The 25654-nt window shown below is 53.0% G+C and carries 30 protein-coding genes and 2 pseudogenes; 12 read left to right on the top strand and 20 right to left on the bottom strand.

Features of this window, described 5'->3' with window-relative positions:
- Window positions 1–64 precede the first annotated feature (64 nt).
- Window positions 65–1457 (top strand): annotated as a pseudogene (locus COO59_RS21685) (MFS transporter).
- A 217-nt stretch (window positions 1458–1674) separates the two neighbouring features.
- Window positions 1675–2775 carry an NADH:flavin oxidoreductase/NADH oxidase gene (locus COO59_RS17310; protein WP_103060988.1) on the top strand — a complete coding sequence of 367 codons (1101 nt, stop codon included), beginning with the start codon at window positions 1675–1677 and terminating at the stop codon, window positions 2773–2775.
- Window positions 2776–2881: 106 nt separating this feature from the next.
- On the opposite strand, the gene COO59_RS17305 is transcribed toward COO59_RS17310, so the two are convergent.
- Together COO59_RS17305 and COO59_RS17300 are read right to left on the bottom strand one after the other, a co-directional pair.
- On the bottom strand, window positions 2882–3388 hold the full coding sequence (locus COO59_RS17305) for a PadR family transcriptional regulator (RefSeq protein ID WP_103060987.1): 507 nt from the start codon (window positions 3386–3388) through the stop codon (window positions 2882–2884).
- A 68-nt stretch (window positions 3389–3456) separates the two neighbouring features.
- Window positions 3457–4245: a siderophore-interacting protein gene (locus COO59_RS17300; protein ID WP_103060986.1), complete on the bottom strand. Its 789-nt coding sequence runs from the start codon at window positions 4243–4245 to the stop codon at window positions 3457–3459.
- 207 nt (window positions 4246–4452) lie between these two features.
- Between COO59_RS17300 and COO59_RS17295 the strand changes: the two genes are divergently transcribed.
- The 4 genes and pseudogenes from COO59_RS17295 to COO59_RS17285 all read left to right on the top strand — a co-directional run bounded on the left by COO59_RS17295 (window position 4453) and on the right by COO59_RS17285 (window position 7323).
- Window positions 4453–4893, top strand: coding sequence for a DUF2231 domain-containing protein (locus COO59_RS17295; protein WP_103060985.1), 441 nt, complete (start codon window positions 4453–4455; stop codon window positions 4891–4893).
- On the top strand, window positions 4890–6200 hold the full coding sequence (locus COO59_RS17290) for a PQQ-dependent sugar dehydrogenase (RefSeq protein ID WP_103060984.1): 1311 nt from the start codon (window positions 4890–4892) through the stop codon (window positions 6198–6200). Before COO59_RS17295 ends, COO59_RS17290 begins: the two co-directional genes overlap by 4 nt.
- 23 nt (window positions 6201–6223) lie before the next feature.
- A pseudogene (locus COO59_RS21320) lies at window positions 6224–6343 on the top strand (hypothetical protein); the annotation flags it as partial.
- A 242-nt stretch (window positions 6344–6585) separates the two neighbouring features.
- Window positions 6586–7323: a LuxR family transcriptional regulator gene (locus COO59_RS17285; protein WP_103060983.1), complete on the top strand. Its 738-nt coding sequence runs from the start codon at window positions 6586–6588 to the stop codon at window positions 7321–7323.
- Here COO59_RS17285 and COO59_RS17280 read toward each other — a convergent pair.
- Together COO59_RS17280 and COO59_RS17275 are read right to left on the bottom strand one after the other, a co-directional pair.
- Window positions 7304–7954 carry an acyl-homoserine-lactone synthase gene (locus COO59_RS17280; protein ID WP_103060982.1) on the bottom strand — a complete coding sequence of 217 codons (651 nt, stop codon included), beginning with the start codon at window positions 7952–7954 and terminating at the stop codon, window positions 7304–7306. The two genes, COO59_RS17285 and COO59_RS17280, sit on opposite strands and share 20 nt — an antisense overlap.
- A 355-nt stretch (window positions 7955–8309) precedes the next feature.
- Complete coding sequence (locus COO59_RS17275) at window positions 8310–8930, bottom strand: TetR/AcrR family transcriptional regulator (RefSeq protein ID WP_103060981.1); 621 nt, start codon at window positions 8928–8930, stop codon at window positions 8310–8312.
- A gap of 314 nt (window positions 8931–9244) precedes the next feature.
- Between COO59_RS17275 and COO59_RS17270 the strand changes: the two genes are divergently transcribed.
- On the top strand, window positions 9245–10465 hold the full coding sequence (locus COO59_RS17270; RefSeq protein WP_103060980.1) for a Tm-1-like ATP-binding domain-containing protein: 1221 nt from the start codon (window positions 9245–9247) through the stop codon (window positions 10463–10465).
- Window positions 10466–10467: 2 nt separating this feature from the next.
- The gene (locus tag COO59_RS17265) at window positions 10468–11298 is read left to right on the top strand and encodes a phosphoenolpyruvate hydrolase family protein (RefSeq protein WP_103060979.1); all 831 of its coding nucleotides are present in this window, start codon (window positions 10468–10470) and stop codon (window positions 11296–11298) included.
- A gap of 68 nt (window positions 11299–11366) precedes the next feature.
- Here COO59_RS17265 and mltC read toward each other — a convergent pair whose 3' ends face one another.
- The 3 genes from mltC to mutY are packed head-to-tail and all read right to left on the bottom strand — an operon-like array spanning window position 11367 to window position 13856.
- The gene (gene mltC, locus COO59_RS17260) at window positions 11367–12446 is read right to left on the bottom strand and encodes a membrane-bound lytic murein transglycosylase MltC (protein ID WP_103060978.1); all 1080 of its coding nucleotides are present in this window, start codon (window positions 12444–12446) and stop codon (window positions 11367–11369) included.
- A gap of 49 nt (window positions 12447–12495) precedes the next feature.
- Complete coding sequence (locus tag COO59_RS17255; protein WP_085070177.1) at window positions 12496–12768, bottom strand: oxidative damage protection protein; 273 nt, start codon at window positions 12766–12768, stop codon at window positions 12496–12498.
- Window positions 12768–13856, bottom strand: a complete 1089-nt coding sequence (gene mutY, locus COO59_RS17250) for an A/G-specific adenine glycosylase (RefSeq protein WP_103060977.1) — start codon at window positions 13854–13856, stop codon at window positions 12768–12770. Before mutY ends, COO59_RS17255 begins: the two co-directional genes overlap by 1 nt.
- 154 nt (window positions 13857–14010) lie before the next feature.
- Between mutY and trmB the strand changes: the two genes are divergently transcribed.
- The 3 genes from trmB (at window position 14011) to COO59_RS17235 (ending at window position 15929) form a co-directional block, all read left to right on the top strand.
- Entirely contained in the window at window positions 14011–14730 is a 720-nt protein-coding gene (trmB, locus tag COO59_RS17245; RefSeq protein WP_103060976.1) for a tRNA (guanosine(46)-N7)-methyltransferase TrmB, read from the top strand.
- Window positions 14730–15056: a YggL family protein gene (locus tag COO59_RS17240; RefSeq protein WP_103060975.1), complete on the top strand. Its 327-nt coding sequence runs from the start codon at window positions 14730–14732 to the stop codon at window positions 15054–15056. Before trmB ends, COO59_RS17240 begins: the two co-directional genes overlap by 1 nt.
- Window positions 15057–15215: 159 nt before the next feature.
- Window positions 15216–15929, top strand: coding sequence for a YggN family protein (locus tag COO59_RS17235; RefSeq protein WP_103060974.1), 714 nt, complete (start codon window positions 15216–15218; stop codon window positions 15927–15929).
- Between the two features lie 74 nt (window positions 15930–16003).
- Here COO59_RS17235 and COO59_RS17230 read toward each other — a convergent pair whose 3' ends face one another.
- The 7 genes from COO59_RS17230 to COO59_RS17205 all read right to left on the bottom strand — a co-directional run bounded on the left by COO59_RS17230 (window position 16004) and on the right by COO59_RS17205 (window position 20336).
- Window positions 16004–16360: a hypothetical protein gene (locus COO59_RS17230; RefSeq protein WP_103060973.1), complete on the bottom strand. Its 357-nt coding sequence runs from the start codon at window positions 16358–16360 to the stop codon at window positions 16004–16006.
- Window positions 16350–16694: a hypothetical protein gene (locus COO59_RS17225; RefSeq protein WP_133158619.1), complete on the bottom strand. Its 345-nt coding sequence runs from the start codon at window positions 16692–16694 to the stop codon at window positions 16350–16352. The genes COO59_RS17230 and COO59_RS17225 overlap by 11 nt, the downstream gene beginning before the upstream one ends.
- 5 nt (window positions 16695–16699) lie before the next feature.
- Window positions 16700–17014, bottom strand: a complete 315-nt coding sequence (locus COO59_RS21680) for a DUF5675 family protein (RefSeq protein WP_409371605.1) — start codon at window positions 17012–17014, stop codon at window positions 16700–16702.
- 292 nt (window positions 17015–17306) lie between these two features.
- Window positions 17307–18443, bottom strand: coding sequence for a radical SAM family heme chaperone HemW (gene hemW, locus COO59_RS17220; protein WP_103060971.1), 1137 nt, complete (start codon window positions 18441–18443; stop codon window positions 17307–17309).
- A complete protein-coding gene (locus COO59_RS17215) occupies window positions 18436–19029 on the bottom strand; it encodes an XTP/dITP diphosphatase (protein WP_103060970.1) in 594 nt (197 codons plus the stop codon). Before COO59_RS17215 ends, hemW begins: the two co-directional genes overlap by 8 nt.
- A gap of 35 nt (window positions 19030–19064) precedes the next feature.
- A complete protein-coding gene (locus tag COO59_RS17210) occupies window positions 19065–19616 on the bottom strand; it encodes a YggT family protein (RefSeq protein WP_103060969.1) in 552 nt (183 codons plus the stop codon).
- 12 nt (window positions 19617–19628) lie between these two features.
- Window positions 19629–20336 carry a YggS family pyridoxal phosphate-dependent enzyme gene (locus COO59_RS17205; protein ID WP_103060968.1) on the bottom strand — a complete coding sequence of 236 codons (708 nt, stop codon included), beginning with the start codon at window positions 20334–20336 and terminating at the stop codon, window positions 19629–19631.
- 15 nt (window positions 20337–20351) lie between these two features.
- Between COO59_RS17205 and COO59_RS17200 the strand changes: the two genes are divergently transcribed.
- Window positions 20352–21380, top strand: coding sequence for a type IV pilus twitching motility protein PilT (locus COO59_RS17200; protein WP_103060967.1), 1029 nt, complete (start codon window positions 20352–20354; stop codon window positions 21378–21380).
- Here COO59_RS17200 and ruvX read toward each other — a convergent pair.
- The 6 genes from ruvX to COO59_RS17170 all read right to left on the bottom strand — a co-directional run bounded on the left by ruvX (window position 21343) and on the right by COO59_RS17170 (window position 25635).
- Window positions 21343–21765 carry a Holliday junction resolvase RuvX gene (ruvX, locus tag COO59_RS17195; RefSeq protein ID WP_205960885.1) on the bottom strand — a complete coding sequence of 141 codons (423 nt, stop codon included), beginning with the start codon at window positions 21763–21765 and terminating at the stop codon, window positions 21343–21345. The two genes, COO59_RS17200 and ruvX, sit on opposite strands and share 38 nt — an antisense overlap.
- Window positions 21765–22328, bottom strand: a complete 564-nt coding sequence (locus tag COO59_RS17190; protein WP_103060965.1) for a YqgE/AlgH family protein — start codon at window positions 22326–22328, stop codon at window positions 21765–21767. The genes ruvX and COO59_RS17190 overlap by 1 nt, the downstream gene beginning before the upstream one ends.
- Before the next feature lie 92 nt (window positions 22329–22420).
- Window positions 22421–23365, bottom strand: a complete 945-nt coding sequence (gene gshB, locus COO59_RS17185) for a glutathione synthase (RefSeq protein WP_103060964.1) — start codon at window positions 23363–23365, stop codon at window positions 22421–22423.
- A gap of 94 nt (window positions 23366–23459) precedes the next feature.
- Window positions 23460–24191 carry a 16S rRNA (uracil(1498)-N(3))-methyltransferase gene (gene rsmE / locus COO59_RS17180; RefSeq protein ID WP_103060963.1) on the bottom strand — a complete coding sequence of 244 codons (732 nt, stop codon included), beginning with the start codon at window positions 24189–24191 and terminating at the stop codon, window positions 23460–23462.
- 105 nt (window positions 24192–24296) lie between these two features.
- Complete coding sequence (gene endA, locus COO59_RS17175; RefSeq protein ID WP_103060962.1) at window positions 24297–25010, bottom strand: deoxyribonuclease I; 714 nt, start codon at window positions 25008–25010, stop codon at window positions 24297–24299.
- A 106-nt stretch (window positions 25011–25116) separates the two neighbouring features.
- Window positions 25117–25635, bottom strand: coding sequence for a SprT family zinc-dependent metalloprotease (locus COO59_RS17170; protein ID WP_103060961.1), 519 nt, complete (start codon window positions 25633–25635; stop codon window positions 25117–25119).
- Between the last annotated feature and the right edge of the window lie 19 nt (window positions 25636–25654).

Below are 25654 nucleotides of genomic sequence, written 5' to 3'. Positions count from 1 at the left end.
CTCGCGCCGCGTTGGGCGTCGAATAATAACCGACATAGCACGATAAAAAACAGAGGGAATCTGGATGTCCGCGACAGGTATAAATCAGACTGGGTCCGTAGCGGTTCAGGGAAGCGGCCGATTAATTATCGGAATTATGGCCGGAGTGCTGACGTTTTGGCTATTTGCGCAATCGGTGGTGAATATTGTACCGGCTATTCAGCAGGACGTGGCCATACCGTTGGGATCGTTAAATTTAGCTATTAGCCTGACGGGATTATTCTCCGGCTGCTTTATTGTTGTCGCGGGCGGTTTTGCCGATCGCTTTGGTCGGGTGAAAATGACCCAGCTGGGGTTTGTATTAAGTATTATCGGCTGCCTGTGCCTGATTATGGCGCAAAATACCCTACTGTTTGCCGTCGGGCGTATTATTCAGGGATTATCTGCCGCCTGTATTATGCCCGCCACGCTGGCGTTAATAAAAACCTATTATCAGGACGCGGCAAGGCAGCGGGCGCTCAGCTACTGGTCGATTGGCTCCTGGGGCGGCTCCGGCCTGTGCTCGCTGGCGGGCGGGGCGATAGCTACTTACTGCGGCTGGAAATGGGTGTTTATTCTGTCGATCCTCTTTGCGCTGGCGGGAATGCTGCTGATACGCGGCACGCCGGAAAGCAAGGTAGCGGCCACCGTCTCCCATCGCTTTGATTATTTTGGCCTGTTTACCTTTGTCGTTATGCTTATCTGCCTGAACTGGACCATTACTAAAGGCAACGCTTTTGGCTGGACGAGTAGCTTTATTCTGATCCCCGGCGGTATATTTTTGCTGGCGGCGCTGCTGTTTTTACCGGCGCGCGGCGTAAAAAAGCGCCAGCTTTATCGACTTTGCGCTGTTTAAGCATCGCGCCTACAGCGGAGCGACGCTCTCCAACTTTTTACTGAACGCCGTCGCCGGCACGCTGATCGTCGCCAGCGTCTATGTGCAGCAAGGGCGCGGATTCAGCGCCTTTCAGTCGGGAATGCTTACCATTGGCTATTTGATTGCGGTGCTGGCAATGATCCGCGTTGGTGAAAAGCTGCTGCAAAAGGTGGGCGCACGCAAGCCGATGATGTGGGGCACCGCGATCACCGGCAGCGGCGTGGCGTTAATGGCGCTAACGCAGCTCCCCGACAGTACCTACGTGGCGGCGGTATTTATTGGCTATATCCTGTTTGGCCTGGGGCTGGGCTTTTATGCCACGCCCTCCACCGATACCGCCATTTCCAGCGCGCCGGAGGATAAAATTGGCGTGGCGTCCGGTATCTATAAAATGGCCAGCTCGCTGGGCGGCGCGTTCGGTATTGCCATCTCCGCCTCGGTTTATGCGGCGATGCTGCCGCAGGGCACGGCAACCGCCGCGTCCGCTGGCCTGCTGGTTAACGTCGCGTTCTGCATTATTTCATTTATTACCATCGTGCTGATGGTGCCGCGCCAGGCCTGACGGGTAACCAGGCCTTCTTTTATCTTTGTGTAGCTCAATATCGGCTCTTTTGTTTCGTTTGCTGCCGGAAACGTATGGGAAAAGCCCGGAGGAGATCGAGAATAGAATGCGTAGCAAATACGGTGAAGTTTAAAAAATATGGGCGAGTTATTATCGGCTTTCTTTTTGGGCTGACCGGCCCGGCCATATTCACTTTTCCTGAACGCAAGAGGTTTAAATGTCAGGTTTATTTTCACCGTTTTCTTTGAAAGACGTGACGCTGCGTAACCGCATTGCGGTGCCGCCAATGTGCCAGTACACCGCCACCGACGGTCTGATCAATGACTGGCATCGCGTTCACTATAGCGGGCTGGCTCGCGGTGGCGCGGGCCTGGTAATTGTCGAAGCGACGGCGGTGGCGCCGGAAGGCCGTATCACTCCCGGTTGCCTTGGTATCTGGAACGACGAGCAGGCGGAAAAGCTGGCGCAGATCGCCCGTGATATTAAAGCGGCAGGCGCCGTGCCGGGCATTCAGATCGCTCATGCCGGACGTAAGGCGAGTGCCAACCGTCCGTGGGAAGGCGATGACCATATCGCTGCCGACGACGGTCGTGGCTGGGAAACCATCGCACCTTCCGCCGTTGCCTTTGGCGCTAACCTGCCGCAGGTGCCGAAAGCGATGACGCTGGAAGATATTGCCCGCGTGCGTGAAGATTTCGCTACCGCCGCCCGTCGCGCTCGCGATGCCGGTTTTGAATGGCTGGAGCTGCACTTTGCACACGGCTATCTGGCGCAGAGCTTCTTCTCGGTACGGGCTAATCAGCGCCAGGATCAATATGGCGGCGACCTTGCTGGACGCAGCCGCTTTATGCTGGAAACCCTGGAGGCGGTACGCCACGTGTGGCCAGAAAACCTGCCGCTGACCGCGCGTTTTGGCGTGATTGAGTATGACGGCCGTGATGAAGAAACGTTGGAAGAATCGATCGAGGTGACGCGTCAGATGCGTGCCGGCGGTCTGGATCTGCTGAGCGTTAGCGTCGGCTTCTCTACGCCGGACGCCGCTATTCCGTGGGGCCCGGCTTTCCTGGCGCCGATTGCTGAGCGCGTACGCCGTGAAGCGCAGATCCCGGTCGCTTCCGCCTGGGGCATCGATGCCCCAGCGATTGCCAACCGTACCGTTGAGGAGCAGCAGCTGGATCTGGTTATGGTAGGCCGCGCTCATCTGGCGAACCCGCACTGGCCTTACCAGGCCGCGCTGGCGCTGAAACAAGATAAGGCGGCCTGGGTGCTGCCTGCGCCGTACGCTCACTGGCTGGAACGCTATCGCACCAGCGAATAATCGCTAATCACTCGCCTTCGGCCATGTCGAAGGCGAGTTTCCCTGCTGCATTTCCCGCTCATTGCTGACCGTATCGGTAGCAGAACCCGCCGTTTGCCGCTTCTGGCTAACTACGCTCGATCTTTTTCGCAGCCTCGTCCAGCACATCGATAATCGTATGCAGCGCCTGCTGCGAGATATGCTCGTCGGCCAGACGCGTATTTAGCGCGGTGCGCATATTATGAATGGCGCGCTGTACTTCCGGCAGGCTGCGATTATTAGCCAACACCGCCAGCGACTGCATACGGGCGATCACACTTTGCAGCTGCGCCTGCTGCTGGTTCAGGAAATCTTTCCCTTCGGGGGAAAGCCAGTGGTTTTTCTTGTGGTTTTCTTCCGTCTTTGCGGTGACATAGCCCATCTCTTCCAGCAGCGTCAGGTTAGGGTAAATCAGGCTGGGGCTGGGCGCGTATTCGCCGCGCGATAACTCTTCAATCGCCTTAATAATTTCATAGCCGTGCGCCGGTCGCGTATCCAGAATACTCAGAATAAGCAGACGAACTTCCGTTGCATCCAGCAGCCGTTCTTTACGTTTTTTGTGGGCAAAAAAAGCAGAACTGTTTTTATCTTTCATCACTATTTCTCTTTAACAAGCTATTGAACAAACAAGCGATCCCTGGCGTCCCTGCCGGGGAGAGAAGATTATTTCTGATGCCAGTAGGCCACGCCACGCAGATAGTTTTCATTAATCTGGCGTTCCCCGGTGAGGTAGTCGATCAGCGTTTTTACCCGATCGCCTTCGCCGGTCAGCCACAGGAAATATCCCTGCTGCGGGATCGCCAGCTGTTGCAGCGCACGCTGCGCAGCATCCACATCGCCTGCGGGCAGGAAGTGACAGTTCACGCCCGTCAGCGACGGCAGGTAAGCTCTGCTCTGTGCTTCGTCCGCCATAATCATGACGTGAATTTCCGCCTCTACCCGTGCCGCTGCAATCTCGGCCAGGCGGCGTCCCAGCGCCGGCAGGCTGGATTCATCACACAGATACAGCTGAAACGCATATTCCAGCGGCATACAGAAAGAGCCACGCGGGCCGCCAATCACCAGCGGATCGCCGGGCTGCGCTTTTTCCGCCCAGCCGCTGGCGAGACCGCCAGGATGAATAAAGAAATCGATGGTCAGCGTATTGGCCGCTGCGTCCCAGGCCAGCGGCGTATAGTCGCGCGCCTGCGGACGTTTGCCTTCCGGCCATATTACGCCTTGATCGCCTGTTTCCGGCAGCACCAGCTCGCCGTTTTCTGCGTCGGGGAAAAAGAGTTTGATATGGTCATCAAAGCTGTGGGACAGAAAGCCCTGCAGGTCGTCGCCGGTTAGGCAAATACGATAAAAACTGCCAATCTGCGTTTTATGCAGCACGCGCAACTGCCGCAGTCTCAGCTGATTTTTCTTACGCGTCGGAAGGGGCCAGTTCTGAATAAACGTCTCTGCGCTCATAGTGTTAGTCTCATGGTGAAGTAAGGACAGAAACATATCTAAGATATATCTTTGTCACAAGCGCCTTTTGTGCGCCTGTTGGCAAAGATTGATTATTTTTGCCTGTTTTGTGACCGAAAGTGGTTATTTTTACTACGCTTTTTCAGGATGGCGCTACGGCAGCAAATGCCTTGCGGCCGATCTTTCTCGTTACTACAGGAGCCTGCTATGAATCCCTATGCGACCAGACGCCGTTCTGCGCTTGCAGTGGCGCTGTATGAATTCCTTAATCCTGTTCCGCTGGGCTTTTTCGTCGCCGCCTGGATTTTTGACATCATTTATCTGAATAGTTACAACCAGATGTGGACCAAAAGCGCCAGCTGGCTGATCGCTTTTGGGCTGATTATCGCTATTATTCCCCGGCTGATTAATCTGGTGCAGGTATGGGTTGGCGCTTCATGGCCGCAAACGTCGCCGGTAAAAATTCATTTTTGGGCAAATATCGTGGCGATCGTGCTGGCGATTTTAGATGCCTTTGTTCATAGCCGTGATGCTTACGCCGTGGTGCCGGCGGGCGTGATCCTCTCTACGCTGGTGGTGGCGCTGCTTTGCCTCGCCAATATCCAACTGGCCCTGCGCCTGCGTAGCGCAGAAGGAGCGACACGATGAAAAAATTACTGTTGCTCGGCGTTTCTTCCGCGCTGCTGTTAAGCGGCTGCGATGATCGGGCTTCGGTCGATCCCAGTCAGCAGATGGGACCCGATCCGGTATTGCCGAAGGCGCAGGATTTTCTGCTGCCGCCGATGCAGGTGCCGAAAGGCGTCGCCTGGAAGCCGGGCGAAACGCCGAAGGTAGCCAGCGGCCTGCAAATTACCAAGGTGGCGGATGGTCTGATGCATCCACGTCAGGTTTACGTCCTGCCTGATAATGATGTGCTGGTAGTCGAAGCTAACAGCCCAGGCACGGAGGCGGTGAGTATGCCGAAGCAGCTGGTGATGGGCCTGGTGCAGAAAGCAGCCGGTAAAGGCGGGAAGGGTGGCAACCGCATTACGCTGCTGCGCAATCCCAGCGGCGACGGCGTAACCTGGGAAAAACATATTTTCCTTGAAAACCTGCATTCGCCGTTTGGCGTACAGCTGGTGGGCGATACGCTGTACGTGGCTAACGCCGATAATATTATGCGCTATCGCTATCAGAACGGTGCGACGCGCATTACCGATCCCGGTACGGAATTGACCGATCTGCCGGGCGGGCCGCTGAACCATCACTGGACCAAGTCGCTGCTGGCCAGCCCGGATGGCAGTAAGCTGTATGTGGGCGTCGGCTCCAACAGTAATATTGTAGAAAATGGGATCGAAGTGGAGTATCGCCGGGCAGCGGTGCTGGAAGTGGATACCGCCACCGGCAGCAGCCGTATTTACGCCAGCGGCCTGCGTAATCCCACCGGGCTGCAGTGGGAGCCGCAAACCGGCAAGCTGTGGGCAGTGGTTAACGAACGTGACGAGATCGGTGCCGATCTGGTGCCCGACTATCTGACCTCGGTACGGGAAGGTGGATTTTACGGCTGGCCCTACAGCTATTATGGTCAGCATATCGATCATCGCGTAATGCCGCAGCGCCCCGACCTGGTGCAAAAAGCCATTAAACCGGACTATGCGCTAAGCTCGCACGTTGCGCCGCTGGGCCTGATGTTTTATACCGGTACCAGCCTGCCGGAAAAATATCACGGTGGGGCGTTTATCAGCGAGCATGGCAGCTGGGATCGTACGCCGCTGAACGGCTATCGCGTGTCGTTTGTCGCTTTCCGGGATGGGCGCCCGGTTGGCAAGCCGGAGCCGGTAGTAACCGGCTTTCTGACGGACGATCATAAAGAAGTACGCGGCCTGCCGGTTGGGCTGGCGATGGATAAACAGGGCGGCGTACTGATTGCGGATGATGCCGGGGATACCGTCTGGCGGGTTACCGCCGCACGGTAATAGCGCCTCCCGGAATGCCGCCGGCGCTCCGGGAAAACCTTAATCACCTGCGGCCTGGTTTTTCACCGGAACTGCAGAAAATGTATACCGAAACGGACAGAGAAAGCGTGAAAAGGTTATATGGATATACCATTACAGAATGAGGGTTTATCTTGACGAGAGCCAGATAACCGTATGATAATTTTTAAATAAATTTTCCCTGGTGTTGGCCAGATGGCAACCTGATCTTCTATGGTCAGGTTTTTTTTTGCTCAAAATTTATTCTTTGTCTTTTGCTTTCATACATTTTACGATGTATGTAGCATGGTTATAAGTTAGACTTTAGCACCGGGACCTGCGTTAGTGGGCAAATTAAGGACGATACAACGTTATTTTGAGGTTATGGATGTCACTATTTTTTTCAGAAAATCAGGCGATCATCGACACCGCACAGCACTATTTCGATAGCGAATTAAGTCAGCTTGGGGACCTAAAATATGCTTATATGATTTTGAATAAGAAAAATCCGGCTGATATGGTGATTATTTCAAACTACCCTAAGGAATGGGTAGAAATTTATAAAGAAAATAATTATCAGCAAATTGATCCGGTAGTTATTGCCTCTTTTACCCGTATTTGTCCTTTCTCATGGGATGAGAATATTACCATCAATAGCGAGCTGAATTTTTCCAAGATTTTCAATCTTTCTAAAAATTATAAAATTGTTAATGGCCATACATTTGTTTTGCATGATTATTACAATAATCTTGTGCTGCTTTCTATTTTAATGAATGAAAATCACATTCATGAAACGGAAGCGATTGTCGCGCAACATCAGGAACAATTACAGATGTTGTTGATCAAGGCGCATGACAAGGTGATATCGCTGTATAAAGATATGGATAATAACGCTGCCAGGAAAAAACAGGTGAATAAAGATATGTTCTCACCGCGTGAAAATGAGATTCTTTACTGGGCCAGCGTTGGAAAAACCTATCAGGAAATAGCGCTCATCCTGGGTATCAAAGTCAGTACCGTAAAATTTCATATTGGCAATGTTGTTAAAAAACTGGGCGTCATGAACGCGAAACATGCCATCAGGATGGGCATTGAACTACAGCTGATTAAACCTGCTGCAGGTTAGGCTGAAAAGCCAGCGGCCACCTGGCTAACTGTTTGTCATCAAAAACTTTATTCTGGTTTGACTTTTTAATAAGTATATCGCGGTTTTTAACGTCAACCGGTAAAAACACGATATAAATTTTCTCTTTTTTCTCAGAAAGTGTTTGCTCAACTACAGAAACTCCCCAGCCGGAACGCTTTAATATACGCAGCATTGCATGGCTGACCAGAGTATATATTCCCTCATAACCATAATGACGAGAATAATTAATCATCGCCAAAAAAAGCATACTACTGACAGGATATTGATAAAGCTCAGAAGAGCGTGCGCGTTCTTTATCAACAAAGAAGCGGCTGGATTCAATATAATTTCCGGCAGGCAATAGCACTTTATCAAACCATGGTGCAAAGGTATGGCTGATCATATTAGGATAGCGGGTTTCGATAAACCTTACGCTGCATAATACGTTATCGTTATGAATGCCGAAAACGTAGGTGGTGTGTTCGTTATCATATTCATCAAACTCCATGCCGTTGATGCAGTTAACTGCCCAGTTCAGGCGATCTTTGAAGGTTTCCTTTCTCAGGATAAATAGTTCGCTCGACCTTTGCTCTGATAATTTTTGGTAGTTAATATCAAGAAAATTTATCATGCTGACTCCATTTCGATGACGATGTTTTGCATCTGAATTACAAAACCTAATCCGGAGCGTTAACTATTCCGGCAAAATCCTGTCCTGATTTTCGCTTTTTCCGACGCGCTTGTACAGCGGACAAAGAATATGTTTTGAAGAGAAAATAAGAATGAAAGCGCGTGTCACGACAAACATAAGGTAAAGGCTGCGCGTGTTCCAGGCAAGAAAACAGGAGGTGAACTAATAACGCTTCAGCCAGCAATAAGCGGCGCTATATTGGCTGGCTAAGAATCAACCTGTAAACTTTTGCTCAACTGGCAGGCGATGAAAAATGCCTAAACCCATAAGGCCTGGCAGATAACTTACCAGGGATCTATTTTTCAGTGTCCGATTCCGACTGCGCGTCTTCCCGCGCCTGGCGTACGATAGCCCTGGCAATCCAGCGCGCAACGTCCTGCAGAGAATCATCATCACAGCCCCAAATATCTTTCATCACCAGAAAAATTTCAGAGCCATAAACCAGTGATAACGCATACATTACCTTTTGCAGCACTTCTGGAGGCAGCTCGGCTCGCAGCGGCTCAACCACTCGCTGCAGCGTTTGCTTACGGTTGCCGCGTATCAGCTTTTCTTTAACCAGCGGTAAATCCGTAGAGCGGGACTGCGCCCACTGCGTCAGGGATAAATGCAGCGCCGCACGTAGCGTGCCTTCATGTTGCAACATGCGCGGAAAAGCGAAAGCCAGTAGTTCATCAATACGATCGCTGACATCCGGCTTTGTCGGCTGGAAATTTTTCATCGGACTCAGCGTTTCAGTCACAATTGCTGAAACCAGCGCGCTTTGAGTAGGGAAGTAACGGTATGCTGTGGCGCGCGAGAGCTGAGCTGCCTGCGCTACCTCGGTAATGGAAGGAAAGCTACCGCTATCAAACAGTTTCATTGCCGTTTCAATTAATAGCCTGCGCGTACGGGCGCGCGTAGACGTCATCGGCATATCTGCCTGGGTGTCCCTTTCAACCACTTTAACCCCTTGTTTTTCTGTTCGGACCCAGTGTCCGCTGATTTGCCAAGCTCTGTTGGCACTATAGCAAACTAATAATATTAACAGCCAACATTCGATCTGTTTAATCATCAGTTTTTTCTTATTATTGTTGAGACGTGCATTTCATTCGCTTGATTTAACAATCAAGACGATGATACTGTGGTCTCGAACGAACGGCCTTCCATCCGCTTATAAAGAGCATTTTGGTTTTTATTTCAGTTTTATCAAGTGATTAATGCCTTACTTAACAGGAATGGTTAACAGAAATGAAAAAAGAAACCGGTTACATCTATATTGCTGCTACAGCGGATACTAAAGGAAGCGAACTGTTTTACGTTCGAGATTTGATTAGCAAAACTGGCTTACGGGCGCGGACGGTTGACCTGTCAACACAATCACTTAACGCCAGGTCTGCTGCAGATGTGAAGCCAGAAGAGGTTGCCGCTTTTCATCCGCAGGGCGCGGCGGCAGTTTTTTGCGGCGACCGTGGTCGTGCAATCGAGGCGATGGCGCTGGCTTTTCAGCATTACCTTAGTACGCGTCAGGATATAGCCGGTATTCTCGGTTTAGGCGGCTCTGGCGGCACCGCGCTGATTACGCCAGCGATGCAGGATTTAGCGGTTGGCGTGCCGAAAGTGATGGTTTCCACCATGGCCTCAGGCGATGTGGCGGGCTATATCGGCGCCAGCGACATTAGTATGCTTTATTCCGTTACCGATGTGGCGGGCCTTAACCGTATATCGCGTCAGGTTCTGGGCAACGCCGCGCATCAAATCGCGGGTGCGGTGCTATTCCAGCCGGAAGCCTGCGCGGACGATAAACCTGCGCTTGGCTTAACCATGTTTGGCGTAACCACGCCCTGTATCCAGGCGGTGAGCCGGCAGCTGGAAGACGAGTTTGATTGTCTGATTTTTCATGCCACCGGCAGCGGCGGCATGGCGATGGAAAAACTGGCGGATAGCGGAATGCTGGCCGGCGTACTGGATCTGACCACCACCGAAGTTTGCGATTTGTTAGCCGGCGGCGTACTGGCCTGCGCTGAAACGCGCTTTGAAGCAATCGCTCGCTCACAGGTGCCTTATGTTGTTTCCTGCGGCGCGCTGGATATGGTCAATTTTGGCCATCCATCAAGCGTGCCGGAAAAATATGCGGACCGGCTGTTTTATCACCATAACGCCCAGGTCACGCTAATGCGCACCACACCAGGGGAAAACCGCGCGATAGCAAAGTGGATTGCCGCCAGGCTTAATCGCTGCGAAGGGGAAGTACGGTTTTTAATTCCGGAAGGGGGATTTTCCGCTCTTGACGCGCCGGGGATGCCATTCTGGTCGCCCGAAGCGAATGAAGCTTTTATCTCCACGCTGGAAGCAGAACTGATACCAACCGAAAAAAGAAAAATAATACGATTACCTTATAACATTAATGATGCAAAGTTTGCTGACGCTGCCGTTAAAGCGTTTCGTACTATCAACACCAGGGAACTCTAATCATGCCTGCGTTAAACCGACAGGAATTGCTGGAAAATTTTCGTGCCATGATTGCCCGGCGTGAACCGATCATTGGCGGCGGCGCGGGCACCGGACTCTCCGCCAAATGTGAAGAAGCGGGCGGCATCGACCTGATCGTAATTTATAACTCAGGGCGTTATCGTATGGCGGGACGTGGTTCATTAGCAGGGCTGCTGGCCTACGGCAACGCGAATGAAATCGTGGTTGATATGGCGAAAGAAGTGCTGCCGGTCGTTAAAAAAACGCCGGTACTGGCAGGCGTAAACGGCACCGATCCTTTCTGCCATTTTGATAAGTTTCTGGACGACTTAAAGGCGCTCGGCTTTTCCGGCGTACAAAACTTTCCTACGGTGGGCCTGATAGACGGTAACTTCCGCGCCAATCTGGAAGAGACCGGCATGGGTTATGGGCTGGAAGTTGAGATGATCCGCCTGGCGCATCAGAAAGATATGCTCACCACGCCGTATGTTTTTAGCGAACAGGATGCTGTCGCGATGACCGAGGCGGGCGCGGATATTATCGTGCCGCATATGGGATTAACCACCGGCGGAAATATCGGCGCGGAAACCGCGCTGAAGCTGGAGGATTGCGTGCCGCTAATCAATGCCTGGGCACAGGCGGCGAAAGCGGTGCGTGAAGATATTATCGTGCTGTGCCACGGCGGTCCGATTTCTACGCCGGAAGATGCGCAATTTATTATGGATAACTGCCCGCTGTGCGACGGTTTTTATGGCGCCAGCTCAATGGAGCGGTTACCAACGGAAGTGGCTTTAACCAATACAACTAAGCAGTTTAAAAATATTCAGCGTTAATAGTTAACGCCAGCATCAGGGTTTTAAATAAAAGGCCAGCCTGGTTCAGGCTGGCTTTTTTATGCGCGTTAAAAGCGGTTGTAGCTGCGCTGGGCGTGGCTGACTTTATACAGATAACGGCGTGACTCGGCGGATGGATGCCGGGTGGTCAGGGTTTGGTACACGTCGTCCGGCGCCAGCGAGTTGATCTGCGCAAAGGCCCGATCTTTATCGCTGGAGAACACGCGCAGCACGCTGCCCGCGCCGCCGTTATAGGCGGTAATCACCGCATAACGTCGCGATACTGGATTAGCAATCCCCGCCAGATAATTGTCCTGCAAAATCGACAGATAGGCGGTGCCGGTATCAATATTATTTTCCGGATCGAACAGATAGCTGCGGCTGGGTTTGCCCCATTTCCCTTTCATTCTGAAGACGTCAAGACCGGCAGAATGCTGAACCACCTGCATCAGACCCAGCGCGTCGGAATGGCTGACCGCATACGGGTTAAAGCTGGATTCGATTTGCATAATCGCCAGGATCAGCGAAGCATCAACGTTATATTTTTCCGCCGCCTTACGCACCAGAGGCAGATATTTGTGCGCACGCTTGTCGAGATGGTTAGGCACCATCGGAATGGTGACGGACCAGATCACATGCAGACCGGAAACGCGGCGCTGTAGCTTATTCTGAATCAGATAATCCGCGAAGCTGGCGGCGCGGCCCTGCCAGCGAATAGGCTGACCGGTATTATCCAGCACCTGGCCATACAGCAGCGGCTCTTTGCTAAGTTGCACATCGTTGGCATCAGAATAGAGATCGACATTGCCGGGATCTTCACCAATCAACAAGGTGGTGATAATCGCCTGACGCAGGCTGGCCGCCGGATCGGTGCCAGAAATGGTCTCAATCGTGATCGAGCCTTTTTCAAAATTGATATGGCTGCGGGTGTAGTAGTTATCGCTGTATTTAACGTAGTCTTTTGGCCCGGCTATCAGGACTTCGTTGATTCCCCAGATATTCTCGATGTTATGAGCAAACTGGCCCATCAAAATGTCGAAGCCGTTGGTATCTTTTACCCATTCCTCATGGAAGGTCTGTTTTTTACTTCCTGAGCAGGAAACCAGCAGCGGTGCTATCACCAGCAAAGCAATAAATTTTTTTTTCATCGTATCTGCGCTGAACCCAAAACAGGGGCCTCAAATGAGGCCCAAAATTTTATTTCTCTGGTGGGGTATAACCTTCGATATGCACATCTTTGCCTTCGAACAGGAAATTGACCATCTCCTTCTCCAGCACCTTGCGATCTTCCGGGTTCATCATGTTGAGTTTCTTCTCGTTAATCAACATGGTCTGTTTACTCATCCACTTTGACCAGGCTTCTTTCGAGATGTCATTGTAGATGCGTTTTCCCAGTTCGCCTGGGTAAAGCTGAAAATCCTGGCCTTCAGCTTCGCGTTGCAGAAACGTACAAAAAATTGTGCGGCTCATTACTTTTCCTCTTCAGAAACGCGCATATGCAGCGATATTTGCTGGGGATGCCGCAATTCTTGCAGCAGGCGTTCGACCGGCGCGGCTAATCCCACGGCCGGTGGTTGCGCTAAGTTATACCAGAGACCCGCGTATTCATCCATCGCCGCGCCTGTGGATGGCAGCTCCAGCCACATTGGCACAATATCCAGGTGAAAATGACTAAAAGTATGGCGAAAAGCCGTCAGCTGCTGTAGTGCCGCGCTGCGGATGCCGCGCGCGGTTAGCCAGGCTCGCAGCTCCTCTTCGTTAGCGAACTGCGGAAAGCAAAACAGGCCGCCCCACAGCCCAACGGGCGGGCGCTGCTCCAGCCAGACGCCGTCGCCGCGCTGCATCAGCAGCATATAGCCGGTGCGTTCCGGCAGCGTCTGCTTTGGTTTTTTACCGGGATAGCTGGCCCAGCTTCCCTCGGCATAAGCCATACAGCCGTTATTCAGCGGGCAGATTTCGCATTTGGGCTTTGAGCGCGTGCAAACCAGCGCGCCGAGATCCATCATCGCCTGATTAAACTGGCTAACGCCTGCCGCAGGCGTGACCTCTTCTGCAATCTGCCACAGGCGCTTTTCCACCTCTTTTTTGCCCGGCCAGCCGCCAACCGTATAGCAGCGCGCCAGCACGCGCTTTACGTTGCCGTCCAGAATCGGGTAGTGCTGGCCCAGCGCCAGCGATAGCACCGCGCCTGCGGTAGAGCGGCCAACGCCGGGCAGGGCGGCAACCTCATCAAAGGTTTCAGGGAAAATGCCCTGATGACGATCGGCGATGGTTTGCGCCGCCTTATGTAAGTTGCGCGCGCGGGCGTAGTAACCTAACCCGGTCCACAGATGAAGCACTTCATCCAGCGGCGCTGCGGCCAGATCGTTGACCTCAGGAAAGCGCGCCATAAAGCGCTCAAAATAGGGGATAACGGTGGCGACCTGGGTTTGTTGCAGCATGACTTCAGAGAGCCAGACCTTGTAAGGCGTTTTGGCCTGTTGCCACGGTAGGGTTTTACGTCCGAAGCGCTGATACCAGTCCAGCACCTGCTGCGCGAACTGTTGCGCTTGCATCATGAGAAGGAAAATTTCCGTTATTGCTCTACACTCAGGCAGGCATTCCAGCATAGACATTGCGTGGAGTAAACCGGAACTTTGCAAGTGCTTGCTTCTGTCCGGTAACTTTGCATAATGCCCGTTTTCCTGAATATGCAGACAGGCAGGCAACGACATGATTAATGACGTCATCACACCGGAATTTGATGAAAACGGACGCCCTTTGCGTCGTATCCGCAGCTTTGTGCGTCGTCAGGGTCGCCTGACAAAGGGCCAACAACAGGCGCTTGATACCTTATGGCCGGTTATGGGCGTAGAGTACCAGGCGGAGCCGGTGGATCTGGTGGCGTTATTTGGCCGGGAAGCGCCGGTGGTGCTGGAAATCGGTTTCGGCATGGGCGCATCGCTGGTGGCGATGGCCAGCACGAACCCGGAGCAAAATTTCCTCGGTATCGAGGTTCATGCACCTGGCGTGGGAGCCTGCCTGGGATCGGCTCAGGAAGCCGACATTAAAAATCTGCGCGTGATGTGTCACGATGCGGTTGAAGTGCTGGAAAAGATGATCCCGGATAACTCGTTGCGTATGGTGCAGCTATTTTTCCCCGATCCCTGGCATAAAGCGCGTCATAATAAGCGCCGTATTGTGCAGGTGCCTTTTGCCGAGCTGGTATTGCGTAAACTGAAGCTGGGCGGCGTATTCCATATGGCCACCGACTGGCAGGAATATGCTGAGCACATGCTGGAAGTGATGAGCAGCGTGGCGGGTTATCAAAACCAGTCCGCAACCAATGACTATGTGCCGCGTCCGGAAACGCGGCCATTGACGAAATTTGAGCAGCGCGGGCAGCGACTGGGCCATGGCGTATGGGATTTAATGTTTGAGAGGATTAAATAATGGCAACACAGCGTAGCCGCCGTTTACGTAAGAAGCTGCATATCGACGAGTTTCAGGAGCTGGGCTTTTCCGTTGCCTGGACGTTCCCGCAGGGCACGGCGATAGAAGAGATCGATACGACCGTTGATGCTTTTATCAATGAAGTGATTGAACCTAACGGGCTGGCATTTGACGGCAGCGGTTATCTGCAATGGGAAGGGCTGGTTTGCCTGCAAAAAATCGGTAAATGTACCGATGAGCAGCGCGAACTGGTCCGACAGTGGCTGGAAGCGCGCAAAATGGAAGGCGTAAAAGTCACTGAACTGTTTGATGTCTGGTGGGACTAAACGCTAAGTTGGCGCGCATACTGGCAGACCGGCAGCGCGCTAACTCAGCGCCCCGAAGCTGGCTGGCAGCGGTGGAAATTGCGGCAGGCTTACCGCAGCGTCTGTTTTTCAGGCAGACGCACAGGAGAATGATGACCTATAACGAATGCAGGAGTCTTTATGATGCGTAAAGCGCTGACGGGCGCACTTTTTCTGGCTGCGGTGCAGGCGCACGCGGCTTATGAATGCCCGGTGAAACCGCAGGATGATGTGGTTATTACGCCGCAGTCGGTACAGGTAGTAGGCGCCAGCGGTAATCTGATCATCTCCCCGGTGGGCGATCTGCAGTACAACGGCAAGCAGATTCAGCCAGATAATGCGACGCGTCAGAAAGCGATAGATTATCAGACGGCGCTGCGTCGCGATCTGCCATGGGTTGACCAGGGCGCATCGCAGCGGCTGGAAAAAGGTCGCGTGGCGCTGGATAAGGTGGTGGTTGAAAAATTGGGGGCGGACAGCAACGTGCGCAACCGGCTCACCACGCTGGATAAACAGCTGAAGCAGCAAATGAACCGCATTATCGAGCATCGCAGCGACGGATTAACCTTCCATCATCAGGCTATCGATCAGGTTCGTGCTGACGGAGAGCGGCTGGTACAAAGCAGTTTGGGCGGCGTAGTTCAGGACAGCCTGAATGAAATGGGCACCAAACAGGCCAGCCAGGGCAATAACCCTTTGCAGGCGATTATGGGCAACCTGGGCGGCCTGCAGCAGGCGATCCAGGCTGAATGGAGCAATCAGGAACAGGATTTCCAGAACTTCGGCCACGAAGTGTGTAATCGCGTGACCGCGCTGGAAAACCAGCGTAAAGCGGTGTTAGCTGGCCTTAAATAGTCATACGCCCTGATGGCCAAAAGGTGATCAGGGCGCTTAAGTATTGTCCGCAGCTGCTGGCTGAAGGAGTAATGTTAATTCAATGGCTCAACATCGCTAAATTTAATATAGCCTCTTTTATCGCTTAATGGATCGGGCTTGGTGAGATCACGTAAGGAGACATACATCCATTCTTTATTAATGGTTTTAATTTTTACGACGTTGTTATCATGCGTAAAGGTATAGCTGGTTTTAGCGTTATCATTGGGCTCACGCTTGAGTTGACCGCTTTTCGCATCTGATTTAAGGGTATATGAGGTTAGGTAGGGGTATCGGCCACCGTAACCACAGTTGGTGTACCTGTTTTCTCCTTGTGTATTAATGTTTTCGTTAAATACAATCGGGGTGAACGAAATTAACTCCGCTTCATAGTTAGAGGAATTACATAACATATACTCCTCTACTTTTTACATTAACAGTGCCTTGCTGGTTAACATACCATTCATGATAATCTAAAAAATTGCTGGGTATATTAGCGAAGATTTTTTTAATAAAAGCTATTTTTTCCTCCTCACTTCCTTTGAATATTATGTCTATAATGTATTTTCCGTAAGAGGAACCTTCTGCAGGGAAATATCTGAAATTCAGTTCAGGCGTATTGATGGTTGCTTCAGCGTTCCATTCTGCCCGCCAGTAAGCCTGTAGCGTACCACCAGTTAATTTTTCCTCTGCAGAAACGGTTATACTAAAAAATAGTAGAGCAAAACTAAAAATTGCTGATTTCATGATCTTTATCTGCATGATTGGTTCCCATGATCAACGTAGCAAGACATTATAAAAACCTTAAAGTTATGTATTCCATTTTTAATCATCAAACATTTTAGTTTTTCGTATAAAATAACGCTTTGTGTTACTTCATTAATATTTCTGTTTGTGCCTGGTAACAGGCATCCTTCGGTATCCTGGGGCTTATTGCCGGGATGAATAAGTATCAAACGGCTCGATGGTACTTGAGCATTTGTCTTTCTGAACACTCGATGACATATAGAATGCGGCCAGGATGGGTCAAGCGCTATAGCGCTATAGCGCTTTGTGCAGTAAGTCATTAACCAGCAGGGAATTATTTTAGGGAGTTATAATTAATAAGTTATCAAAGCATTATGTTAAAACTCATACCAATATAATTAGCGTTGTCGCTTAGCGAAATGAGGAATACAGGCTGATGCTGAAGCATTTAGCGATATTAAAAGAAAAAGGTATTATTCTGTAGATGATAAAGACAATGCAAGCATCATTATTTAAATCGCCATCCGGCCATTAAGAGCGTTAAAAAAAGCTCATGATATCAGCGTAATATAGCGGCTAATACCAATGAGCCTTCGGTTTTAATCGAGCAGATCACTCCGCTAAAAACAGCTCCAGCAGCGAGTTAAGGAACAGTTTACCTTTCTCCGTCACCTGCCAGAATTCCGGCGTTTCCGTCAGATAGCCTTTCTCCAGCGCGCTATCCAGCTGCGGTCGGATAATTGCTTCGTCCAGACCGGTATAGCGCGTAAAGTCGCGGCGCGGCGCTGGCTCCAGCAGGCGGAAACGGTTCATAAAGAATTCAAACGGCTTATCTTCATCCGCCACTTCGTGCTGCTTATCGAGATAATCTCCTGCCATAAATCCGCGTGGATGGCGCGTTTTTACCGTACGCACAATCCGGCCATCCGGCTGCGTTAGCTTGCCATGCGCGCCGCAGCCAATGCCAAGATAGTCGCCAAAGCGCCAGTAGTTAAGATTATGCTCGCAGCGATAGCCAGGTTTGGCATAGGCCGAGGTTTCATACTGCTGATAGCCTGCCGCCGTCAGCAGCTGATGCCCCTGCTCAAAAATATCCCACAGCGCGTCATCATCCGGCAGCACCGGCGGACGCGAAGCGAACAGCGTATTCGGCTCAATCGTTAGCTGATACCAGGAGAGATGCGGCGGATTAAGCGCAATCGCCTGGCGCAGATCGTCCAGCGCTTCGGTCAGTGACTGATCGGGCAGGCCATGCATCAGATCAAGGTTAAAACTGCGCAGGCCAAGGCTGGCGGCCAGCTGCGCTGCGCGCTTTGCCTCTTCCGGGCCATGAATGCGGCCAAGGCGCTGTAGCTTAAGCGGGCTAAAGCTCTGCACGCCGATAGAAATACGGTTTATTCCTGCCGCCTGATAAGCACTAAAACGATCGGCTTCCACCGTACCGGGGTTGGCTTCCATGGTAATTTCCGCCCCGGCAGCCAGCGGCAGGCGCGACCGCACGCCGTCCAGCAGCTGCTGCATTGCGGCGCTGCTTAACAGGCTGGGCGTGCCGCCGCCGATAAAGATAGTGGCTACTTCCCGCCCGCCGGTTAACGGCAGATCGCGCTCCAGATCGGCCAGCAGATGATTAACATATTCTTCATGCGGCACCTCGCCTTTTAAAGCGTGCGAGTTGAAATCGCAGTAGGGGCATTTCTGTACGCACCAGGGAATATGAATATAAAGGCTGAGCGGTGGAAGATTAGCCATTATGCATTGCTTCCAGCAGCAGAGTCAGCGCCTGGCCGCGATGAGAAACCGCGTGCTTTTCCGCCTTGCTCAGCTCGGCTGCGGTTTTGCCCAGCTCCGGGACGTAAAAAATCGGATCGTAGCCAAAACCGCCAACGCCTGCCGGCGTACGGATAATTTCACCGCTCCAGCTGCCGTGGCATACCAGCGGCGTCGGATCGGCTGCATGACGTAGATAAACCAGCACGCAGTGGAACTGCGCCTGACGCTGGCCTTCCGGTATATCCTGCAGCGCGTCCAGCAGCTTCTCCAGATTCTGCCGATCGCTGGCCGCCTCGCCGGCGTAGCGCGCCGAGTAGATCCCTGGCGCGCCGCCGAGCGCGTCCACCGCCAGCCCCGAATCATCGGCAATCGCCGGCAGACCGGTTATCTGTGCGGCATGACGCGCTTTCAGAATGGCATTTTCAATAAAGGTTAAGCCGGTTTCCTCAGCGGATTCCACGCCCAGCTCGGTTTGCGCCACAATATTCAGGCCGAAATCCGCCAGCAGATCGGCCAGTTCACGGACTTTGCCCGGATTACCGGTGGCGAGGACAACTTTTTGCATATCAGTTCCAGAAACGTTTACTGCGATAAAAACAATTACAGCTGCGCCCAGCCAGGAATGAAATCCATACCCAGGAAGTTCAGCATATAAAGGATCAGAATCACCACCATGGCGGAGAAATCGATACCGCCCATCGCCGGCAGAAAACGACGCACGGGGGCCATCAGCGGTTCGGTCAGCTGAATCAGCACATAATCGACCGGATTACGGCCCTGACTTATCCAGCTCATCAGCGAGCGGACGATAATCACCCAGAACACCAGTACGCCAGCCGCTTTAACCAGCGAGACGAGCCCAAAATAGAGGAAGACCGGATCGAACAAAAAAACGCTGCTCTGTAGCGCGAAAACCAGCGTAAACATTACTACGCTAAGCACATAGGCCAGCAGCAGCGACGCGGTATCTACCGGGCCAATAGAAGGAATAACGCGGCGCAGCGGCTTGATTACCGGCTGGGTAATTTTGACCACAAACTGGGAAAACGGGTTATAAAAATCGCATCTTGCCCACTGCATCCAGATGCGTAGCAACAACACTTTCACGTACAGATTAATCAGCGTCGTTACCAGGAAAGTCAACGTCAGCATGAGGTTCCTCAATTATTGTTGTGGGGGAGTGGTGCCGTAATCACGCGCGCCAAAAATAGCGGTGCCGATACGAACCATGGTACTGCCTGCCGCAATCGCGGCCTCCAGATCGTCGCTCATTCCCAGAGAAAGTGTATCGACGAATGGATAATGCTGTTTTAGCGAAGCCAGCGCGTCCGCCATTTTCTGACAGACCGCCAGCTGACGCTGATACTCTTTTTCCGGCGCCGGAATAGCCATCAGCCCGCGCAGCCGCAGATGCGGCAGGGCCGCAACGGCCTGCGCCAGTTCTGGCAGCGCCTCAAGCATAATGCCGGATTTACTGTTTTCGTCACTGATATTTACCTGAATTAACACATTCAACGGCGGCAAATGGGCCGGACGCTGATCGTTCAGGCGCGTGGCGATGCGTAAGCGATCCACCGTATGGCACCAGGCGAAATTTTCCGCGACCAGACGGCTTTTATTGGATTGCAGCGGACCGATAAAGTGCCATTCAGGCTGTTCATCGGCTAACGCCTGAATTTTATCCACGCCTTCCTGGACGTAATTCTCGCCAAAGGCGATCTGCCCTGCCTGCAGAGCTTCTGCGACGGCGCTCGCAGGTTTAGTTTTACTGACGGCAAGCAGCGTAATTTCTTGTGGATCGCGGCCGCAACGCGATGCCGCCGCGGCGATACGCTGGCGAACTTCCTGTAAGTTGTGCTGAATAGAAGTCATAGTCAGGAGAAAATCATGGATGTGGAGGAAATCGTGGCCCTTAGTGTAAAGCATAATGCCGCCGATCTGCACCTTTGTAGCGGACATTTGCCGCGCTGGCGAATAGAGGGCGTACTGCAACCGATCCCTGAACAAACGCCAACCAGCGCGGCGATGCTGGAGGCGCTGTGCCATCGTTGGCTGGATGCCGGCCAGCGGGCCAGCCTGACGCATGACGGGCACGTTGATTTCGCGATATGCACCGCCAGCGGGCAGCGCCTGCGCGCTAATTTGTTTCAGCAGCGGCAGGGCATCTCGCTGGCGCTGCGCGTGATTGCCAGCCGTTGCCCGACGCTTGCGGCGTTGCGGCTGCCTGCCAGCGTACCGGCGCTGCTGGAACAGCAGGATGGCCTGATACTTATCACCGGCGCTACCGGCAGCGGCAAATCGACGACGCTGGCGTCAATGGTTGATGCCTTAAATCAGCAGGCCGCTCGACATATCATTACGCTGGAAGATCCCATCGAGTTTATTCACCTTAGCCGTCGGTCGCTGATTCAGCAGCGACAGATTGGCCAGCACTGCAGCAGCTTTCAGCAGGGATTACGGGCGGCGCTGCGCGAAGATCCTGATGTGATTCTGTTGGGAGAGCTGCGCGATCTGGAGACGATTCGGTTAGCGTTGACGGCGGCAGAAACGGGGCATCTGGTGCTGGCGACGCTGCATACGCGCAGTGCGACACAGGCGGTGGATCGCCTGATAGACGTTTTCCCTGCGGAACAGAAAAACCTGGTGCGCAGCCAGCTGGCGGCCAGCCTGAAAGCGGTAATCGCGCAACGGTTGGTCGCGGCGAAAGAAGGAGGGCGCGTTGGGCTGTATGAGGTGCTAATCAATACCCCGGCGATCGCTAACCTGATCCGCGAGGGAAAAACGCATCAGCTCGCTGGCCTGCTGCAAACGGGTATGCAGTCAGGTATGCAAACTTTCGAGCAAAGCCTGCTACAGCGGCAGCAGCAGGGGATAATCGCTATGCCGGAAAGTTCTCAAACCAGCTTTCCAGGATAATCACCGCCGAGAGTGAATCGACGCTGCCTTTAGTCAGCGCTTTATAGCCGCCGCGGGCAAACAGATCGGCGCGCGCCTCAACCGTACTGAGTCGCTCATCATGTAAAACAACCTGCACGCCGAAACGGCCATGCAGCCGATTAGCAAACTTACGCGCTCTGGCGGTTAACGGCTGTTCGGTACCGTCCATATTAAGCGGCAGGCCGACCACTACCTGATGCGGCTGCCATTCCCGTAGCAGACGTTCGACCTGCTGCCAGTCAGGCACGCCGTCCTGCGCTTTCAGGGCGGTCAAAGGGCGTGCGGTGCCGGTAAGCGGCTGGCCTACCGCGACGCCAATGCTTTTAGTGCCAAAATCAAACGCCAGAAGTGTCATGTTGCTCATCAGGCGTGACCTGCCTCGCTGGTGATGTTGTGTATATCTACGCCGATGCTTTTTGCCGCTTCACGCCAGCGTTCGGCAATCGGAGTCTGGAACAGAATATTGCTGTTAGCGGGAGTAGTAAGCCAGGCGTTTTCCAGCAGTTCGCCTTCCAGCTGATCTTTCTCCCAGGCGCAGTAGCCCAGCGCAACCAGCACCTGTTCCGGCTGTTCCGACGTACCAAGCGATTCCAGCACATCGCGTGAGGTGGTAATAACGGTGTTATCAGAGATACGAATGCTGGAAGCAAAAGTGCGCTGGGCTGAATGCAAAATAAAGCCGCGATCTTCGGCCAGCGGGCCGCCGGAAAAAACCGCTTTATCCAGCTTAAACTGTGGATCGCGCGAGGTGGGCTCAATTTTTAGCCGGGTCAGAATGCCTTCAACCGTCAGGTTCTCCATCGGCTTATTAATAATTAATCCCATCGCGCCGTCCTGATTATGCTCGCAGATATAAACCACCGAACGTTTAAACAGCGGATCCTGCAGGGCGGGCATCGCAATTAAAAAATGGTGCTGTAAATTCATTCTCACTCGTCTGAATACGGGTTAACGGCTATCGGCGGGTGACCGAAGAGGCCATTAACGGGTTGAAGACGGGGCTACTGCCCCGTTCAAATTTATGCCAGGCGTTTCTCAATGGCATCCATCAACATACCGGTAATGGAGACCGGGAAAGCAGCTTCGATTTCACGAATGCAGGTCGGGCTGGTCACGTTTATCTCGGTCAGCTTGTCACCGATAATATCCAGCCCAACAAAAATCAGGCCTTTCTGCTTCAGCGTTGGCCCAACGCGTCGCGCAATTTCCCAGTCGCTTTCGCTAAGCGGGCGCGCTTCACCGCGTCCACCGGCGGCCAGGTTGCCACGCGTTTCGCCCGACTGGGGAATACGTGCCAGGCAATAAGGCACCGGTTCGCCATCCACCACCAGCACGCGTTTATCGCCATCTTTAATCGCCGGCAGATAATTTTGCGCCATGCAGAAGAACCTGCCGTGGTTGGTCAGCGCTTCAAGGATCACCGCAACGTTTGGATCGTCCTGTTTTACGCGGAAAATAGAAGAGCCGCCCATGCCGTCCAGCGGCTTCAGAATAATGTCGCCGTGCTGATGCCAAAACTCACGGATCTGCTTCGCATTACGCGTTACCAGCGTATCGGGCGTCAGCTCGGCAAACCAGGCGGTAAACAGCTTTTCATTACAGTCGCGCAGGCTCTGCGGTTTGTTAACGATCAGCACGCCCTGTTCTTCCGCACGCTCCAGCATATAGGTGGCGTAAATAAATTCTGTGTCGAAAGGCGGATCTTTACGCATCAAAATCACGTTCAGCTCAGCCAGCGCAATGTCCTGCTCGTTGCCAAACGTAAACCATTTATCGTAGTTTTGCTCAACGCTTAGCTGACGGGTACGGGCACGCGCCTCGCCACCGCGTAAATAGAGATCGTTCATCTCCATATAATGAATTTCATAACCGCGGCGCTGTGCTTCCAGCAGCATTGCAAAGCTGGAATCTTTTTTAATATTGATCGTCGTAATGGGATCCATGACGATGCCAAGCTTAATCATTCTGTTCTCCTCGATCGGGCGGCCGGTATGCCGCTTGCCGCAGGTTGGCATAAATTCTTTTTACAGGCTTAACGCAACGGGCCGCTTATTCAGCTTAACCCAGATCGCCAAACCTGACCTGAAGTGCCGTAATCGCAGTGAGCGCGGTTGTCTCGGTGCGCAGCACGCGTGGGCCAAGTAAAATATCGGTAAAACCATGACGGCCGGTCATGGCGATTTCTTCAGCGGTCAGTCCGCCTTCCGGGCCAATCAGCAGGCGAACCCGCTCTACCGGCTGCGGCAGCGTGTTAATGCTGTGCTGCGCACGTGGATGGAGATTCAGCTTCAGCGCATCGTCCTGCTCGGCGCACCACGCCTCCAGCGACATCGCCTCACGGACTTCAGGCACCACATTACGTCCGCACTGCTCGCAGGCGGCCACGGCGATTTTTTGCCACTGTTGAATTTTTTTTGCCTGTCGCTCGGCGTCCAGCTTTACGCCACAGCGTTCAGAAAACAAGGGGGTAATAACATTAACGCCCAGTTCAATCGACTTTTGGATGGTAAATTCCATTTTTTCGCCACGCGACATAACCTGTCCCAGGTGCAGATGAAGCGGCGATTCGCGGCTATCCGCGCGGCTTTGCGTCACTTTTACCGTTACGCTGCGCTTATCGGCACGTAAAATTTCACCGTCAAAAACCAGATTACTGCCATCAAACAGTTCCAGCGCCTGGCCGCTGCCCATACGCAGCACCCGGCCAACGTGATGGGCGGCATCTTCGCTAAGGGCGATTTCATGGCCGACCGTTAAGGTTTCGGGATGATAAATGCGGGGTTTTCGCATGAGGTTCCTGATAATAACAGACCGCGCAGGCGCACGGCATAAAGGCCCTTCGCGTGACAGGCGCGCAGCGTATCACGCGGTTATGTAAAGTTTAGGGTAGCGCTTTTAACGCTGGCAAGCGCGTTCAACATAGGGATTATGGTTGCCCTGAATTTTTGCGATACGTTTATCACGCTCGCATTCCCAGGGCGTTACCGGATATTGCTTATCCCATACCTGCATCAGCTGCGTCTGCTGACGAGAAAGGCGCAGCTGGTAGCTATCGCGCATATAAAAATAAGTCCGGGCAATCATGCCGCGCGCCCGCGCTGGTGGCTCTGCCTGCTTATTTTTAAAATCGATTTTCATTGCGCACTGGCCGTACTGTTGTTCGCTGCCGTTCCATTGACTGTACATAAAGTTGCCGCGATCGCCGTTCACTTCGCCAATCGCCGGCTGCAGGTTATGTAAATCGGATTCTATCTGACGATAGCCTTTATCCTTGCTGCAGTTTTTACGGCCGCCGTCCTGCCAGCACTGGCGCTGATGGCCGAACTGCCAGGCGGGAACCACGTGTTCCCATTCGATGCGGTTTGCGCGGTTGGCGTTTTTACGCACCTGATAGCCGCATGACGCCAGATCGGGCACGCCTTTTTTCCCCTGCCAGTTAATTTTACAGCCGCAGTAAAAAGAGCCGGGCGCATCGGCGTTGATCTCAGCGGAGATTTTTTTCGCCTGCTGAAAATTATTCTGATGATAAGAGGTGACGCTCAGGCTGTGCGCTGCTAAAGGCGCAAGCAGGGCGGTAAAGGCAACGGTAAACAGAAATTTGCGAGACATATTCCATTTTTCAACTGATGAAAAAGAGCGCGCAGCGTATCAGATTGCGTCGTCTGTCGGAATGCTAAAGCGCCGATCGGCATGAAACGCGCGTTATTCCGGCGGTTCAGCCGGTTAGCGGACGATAGTCGCCAGGCTGAAGCAGATCGCCGCACTGGACGCAGCGGTATTCTGTTTCACCGCGCAGTACGCGGTTATGGCGGCGCACCGTCAGGTGATGTTGTTGACAGCGACAGCAGTAGGGAAAGGATTTGCCGCGCACCGAGGCAATTTCAAACTGATGCGTGCGGCGCGCCGGGACGTCCAGAATGGTTTCCATCATCCATTTCCACTCTTTGCCATGCGGTGCGACGCGGCCAAAGTGACGCCATACCAGCAGGTGCGCCAGCTCATGCGGCACCACCTCTTCAATAAACGCCCGTTGATTTTCCAGCAGCAGCACGGGATTAAGGCGAATCTCCCAGCTTTCCAGCCAGGCAGTGCCCGCTGCCGTACCGCGCTGCTGATAAACCAGACTGGGTTCGGGATAATGACGCGCCAGGCGCTGATTGGCCTGCTGCAGTTTCTCACGTAGCGCACGCATAACGGCCTGCTGCAGGGCGATGGGAAGGCGAATGGATTTCATAGCGGCAAAGAATACGGCG

This window comes from Mixta theicola (genome assembly GCF_002895925.1).
Lineage (GTDB): Bacteria > Pseudomonadota > Gammaproteobacteria > Enterobacterales > Enterobacteriaceae > Mixta > Mixta theicola.
Note: the sequence above shows the minus strand (reverse complement) of the source record. Positions and strands in the feature narration are given on the sequence as shown.

Bases quoted from the DNA above. Each gene is read 5' to 3' on its own strand.
- COO59_RS17310 (WP_103060988.1), top strand. From the start codon at position 1,675: ATGTCAGGTTTATTTTCACCGTTTTCTTTGAAAGACGTGACGCTGCGT.
- COO59_RS17305 (WP_103060987.1), bottom strand. From the start codon at position 3,388: ATGAAAGATAAAAACAGTTCTGCTTTTTTTGCCCACAAAAAACGTAAA.
- COO59_RS17300 (WP_103060986.1), bottom strand. From the start codon at position 4,245: ATGAGCGCAGAGACGTTTATTCAGAACTGGCCCCTTCCGACGCGTAAG.
- COO59_RS17295 (WP_103060985.1), top strand. From the start codon at position 4,453: ATGAATCCCTATGCGACCAGACGCCGTTCTGCGCTTGCAGTGGCGCTG.
- COO59_RS17290 (WP_103060984.1), top strand. From the start codon at position 4,890: ATGAAAAAATTACTGTTGCTCGGCGTTTCTTCCGCGCTGCTGTTAAGC.
- COO59_RS17285 (WP_103060983.1), top strand. From the start codon at position 6,586: ATGTCACTATTTTTTTCAGAAAATCAGGCGATCATCGACACCGCACAG.
- COO59_RS17280 (WP_103060982.1), bottom strand. From the start codon at position 7,954: ATGATAAATTTTCTTGATATTAACTACCAAAAATTATCAGAGCAAAGG.
- COO59_RS17275 (WP_103060981.1), bottom strand. From the start codon at position 8,930: ATGCCGATGACGTCTACGCGCGCCCGTACGCGCAGGCTATTAATTGAA.
- COO59_RS17270 (WP_103060980.1), top strand. From the start codon at position 9,245: ATGAAAAAAGAAACCGGTTACATCTATATTGCTGCTACAGCGGATACT.
- COO59_RS17265 (WP_103060979.1), top strand. From the start codon at position 10,468: ATGCCTGCGTTAAACCGACAGGAATTGCTGGAAAATTTTCGTGCCATG.
- mltC (WP_103060978.1), bottom strand. From the start codon at position 12,446: ATGAAAAAAAAATTTATTGCTTTGCTGGTGATAGCACCGCTGCTGGTT.
- COO59_RS17255 (WP_085070177.1), bottom strand. From the start codon at position 12,768: ATGAGCCGCACAATTTTTTGTACGTTTCTGCAACGCGAAGCTGAAGGC.
- mutY (WP_103060977.1), bottom strand. From the start codon at position 13,856: ATGATGCAAGCGCAACAGTTCGCGCAGCAGGTGCTGGACTGGTATCAG.
- trmB (WP_103060976.1), top strand. From the start codon at position 14,011: ATGATTAATGACGTCATCACACCGGAATTTGATGAAAACGGACGCCCT.
- COO59_RS17240 (WP_103060975.1), top strand. From the start codon at position 14,730: ATGGCAACACAGCGTAGCCGCCGTTTACGTAAGAAGCTGCATATCGAC.
- COO59_RS17235 (WP_103060974.1), top strand. From the start codon at position 15,216: ATGATGCGTAAAGCGCTGACGGGCGCACTTTTTCTGGCTGCGGTGCAG.
- COO59_RS17230 (WP_103060973.1), bottom strand. From the start codon at position 16,360: ATGTTATGTAATTCCTCTAACTATGAAGCGGAGTTAATTTCGTTCACC.
- COO59_RS17225 (WP_133158619.1), bottom strand. From the start codon at position 16,694: ATGAAATCAGCAATTTTTAGTTTTGCTCTACTATTTTTTAGTATAACC.
- COO59_RS21680 (WP_409371605.1), bottom strand. From the start codon at position 17,014: ATGACTTACTGCACAAAGCGCTATAGCGCTATAGCGCTTGACCCATCC.
- hemW (WP_103060971.1), bottom strand. From the start codon at position 18,443: ATGGCTAATCTTCCACCGCTCAGCCTTTATATTCATATTCCCTGGTGC.
- COO59_RS17215 (WP_103060970.1), bottom strand. From the start codon at position 19,029: ATGCAAAAAGTTGTCCTCGCCACCGGTAATCCGGGCAAAGTCCGTGAA.
- COO59_RS17210 (WP_103060969.1), bottom strand. From the start codon at position 19,616: ATGCTGACGTTGACTTTCCTGGTAACGACGCTGATTAATCTGTACGTG.
- COO59_RS17205 (WP_103060968.1), bottom strand. From the start codon at position 20,336: ATGACTTCTATTCAGCACAACTTACAGGAAGTTCGCCAGCGTATCGCC.
- COO59_RS17200 (WP_103060967.1), top strand. From the start codon at position 20,352: ATGGATGTGGAGGAAATCGTGGCCCTTAGTGTAAAGCATAATGCCGCC.
- ruvX (WP_205960885.1), bottom strand. From the start codon at position 21,765: ATGAGCAACATGACACTTCTGGCGTTTGATTTTGGCACTAAAAGCATT.
- COO59_RS17190 (WP_103060965.1), bottom strand. From the start codon at position 22,328: ATGAATTTACAGCACCATTTTTTAATTGCGATGCCCGCCCTGCAGGAT.
- gshB (WP_103060964.1), bottom strand. From the start codon at position 23,365: ATGATTAAGCTTGGCATCGTCATGGATCCCATTACGACGATCAATATT.
- rsmE (WP_103060963.1), bottom strand. From the start codon at position 24,191: ATGCGAAAACCCCGCATTTATCATCCCGAAACCTTAACGGTCGGCCAT.
- endA (WP_103060962.1), bottom strand. From the start codon at position 25,010: ATGTCTCGCAAATTTCTGTTTACCGTTGCCTTTACCGCCCTGCTTGCG.
- COO59_RS17170 (WP_103060961.1), bottom strand. From the start codon at position 25,635: ATGAAATCCATTCGCCTTCCCATCGCCCTGCAGCAGGCCGTTATGCGT.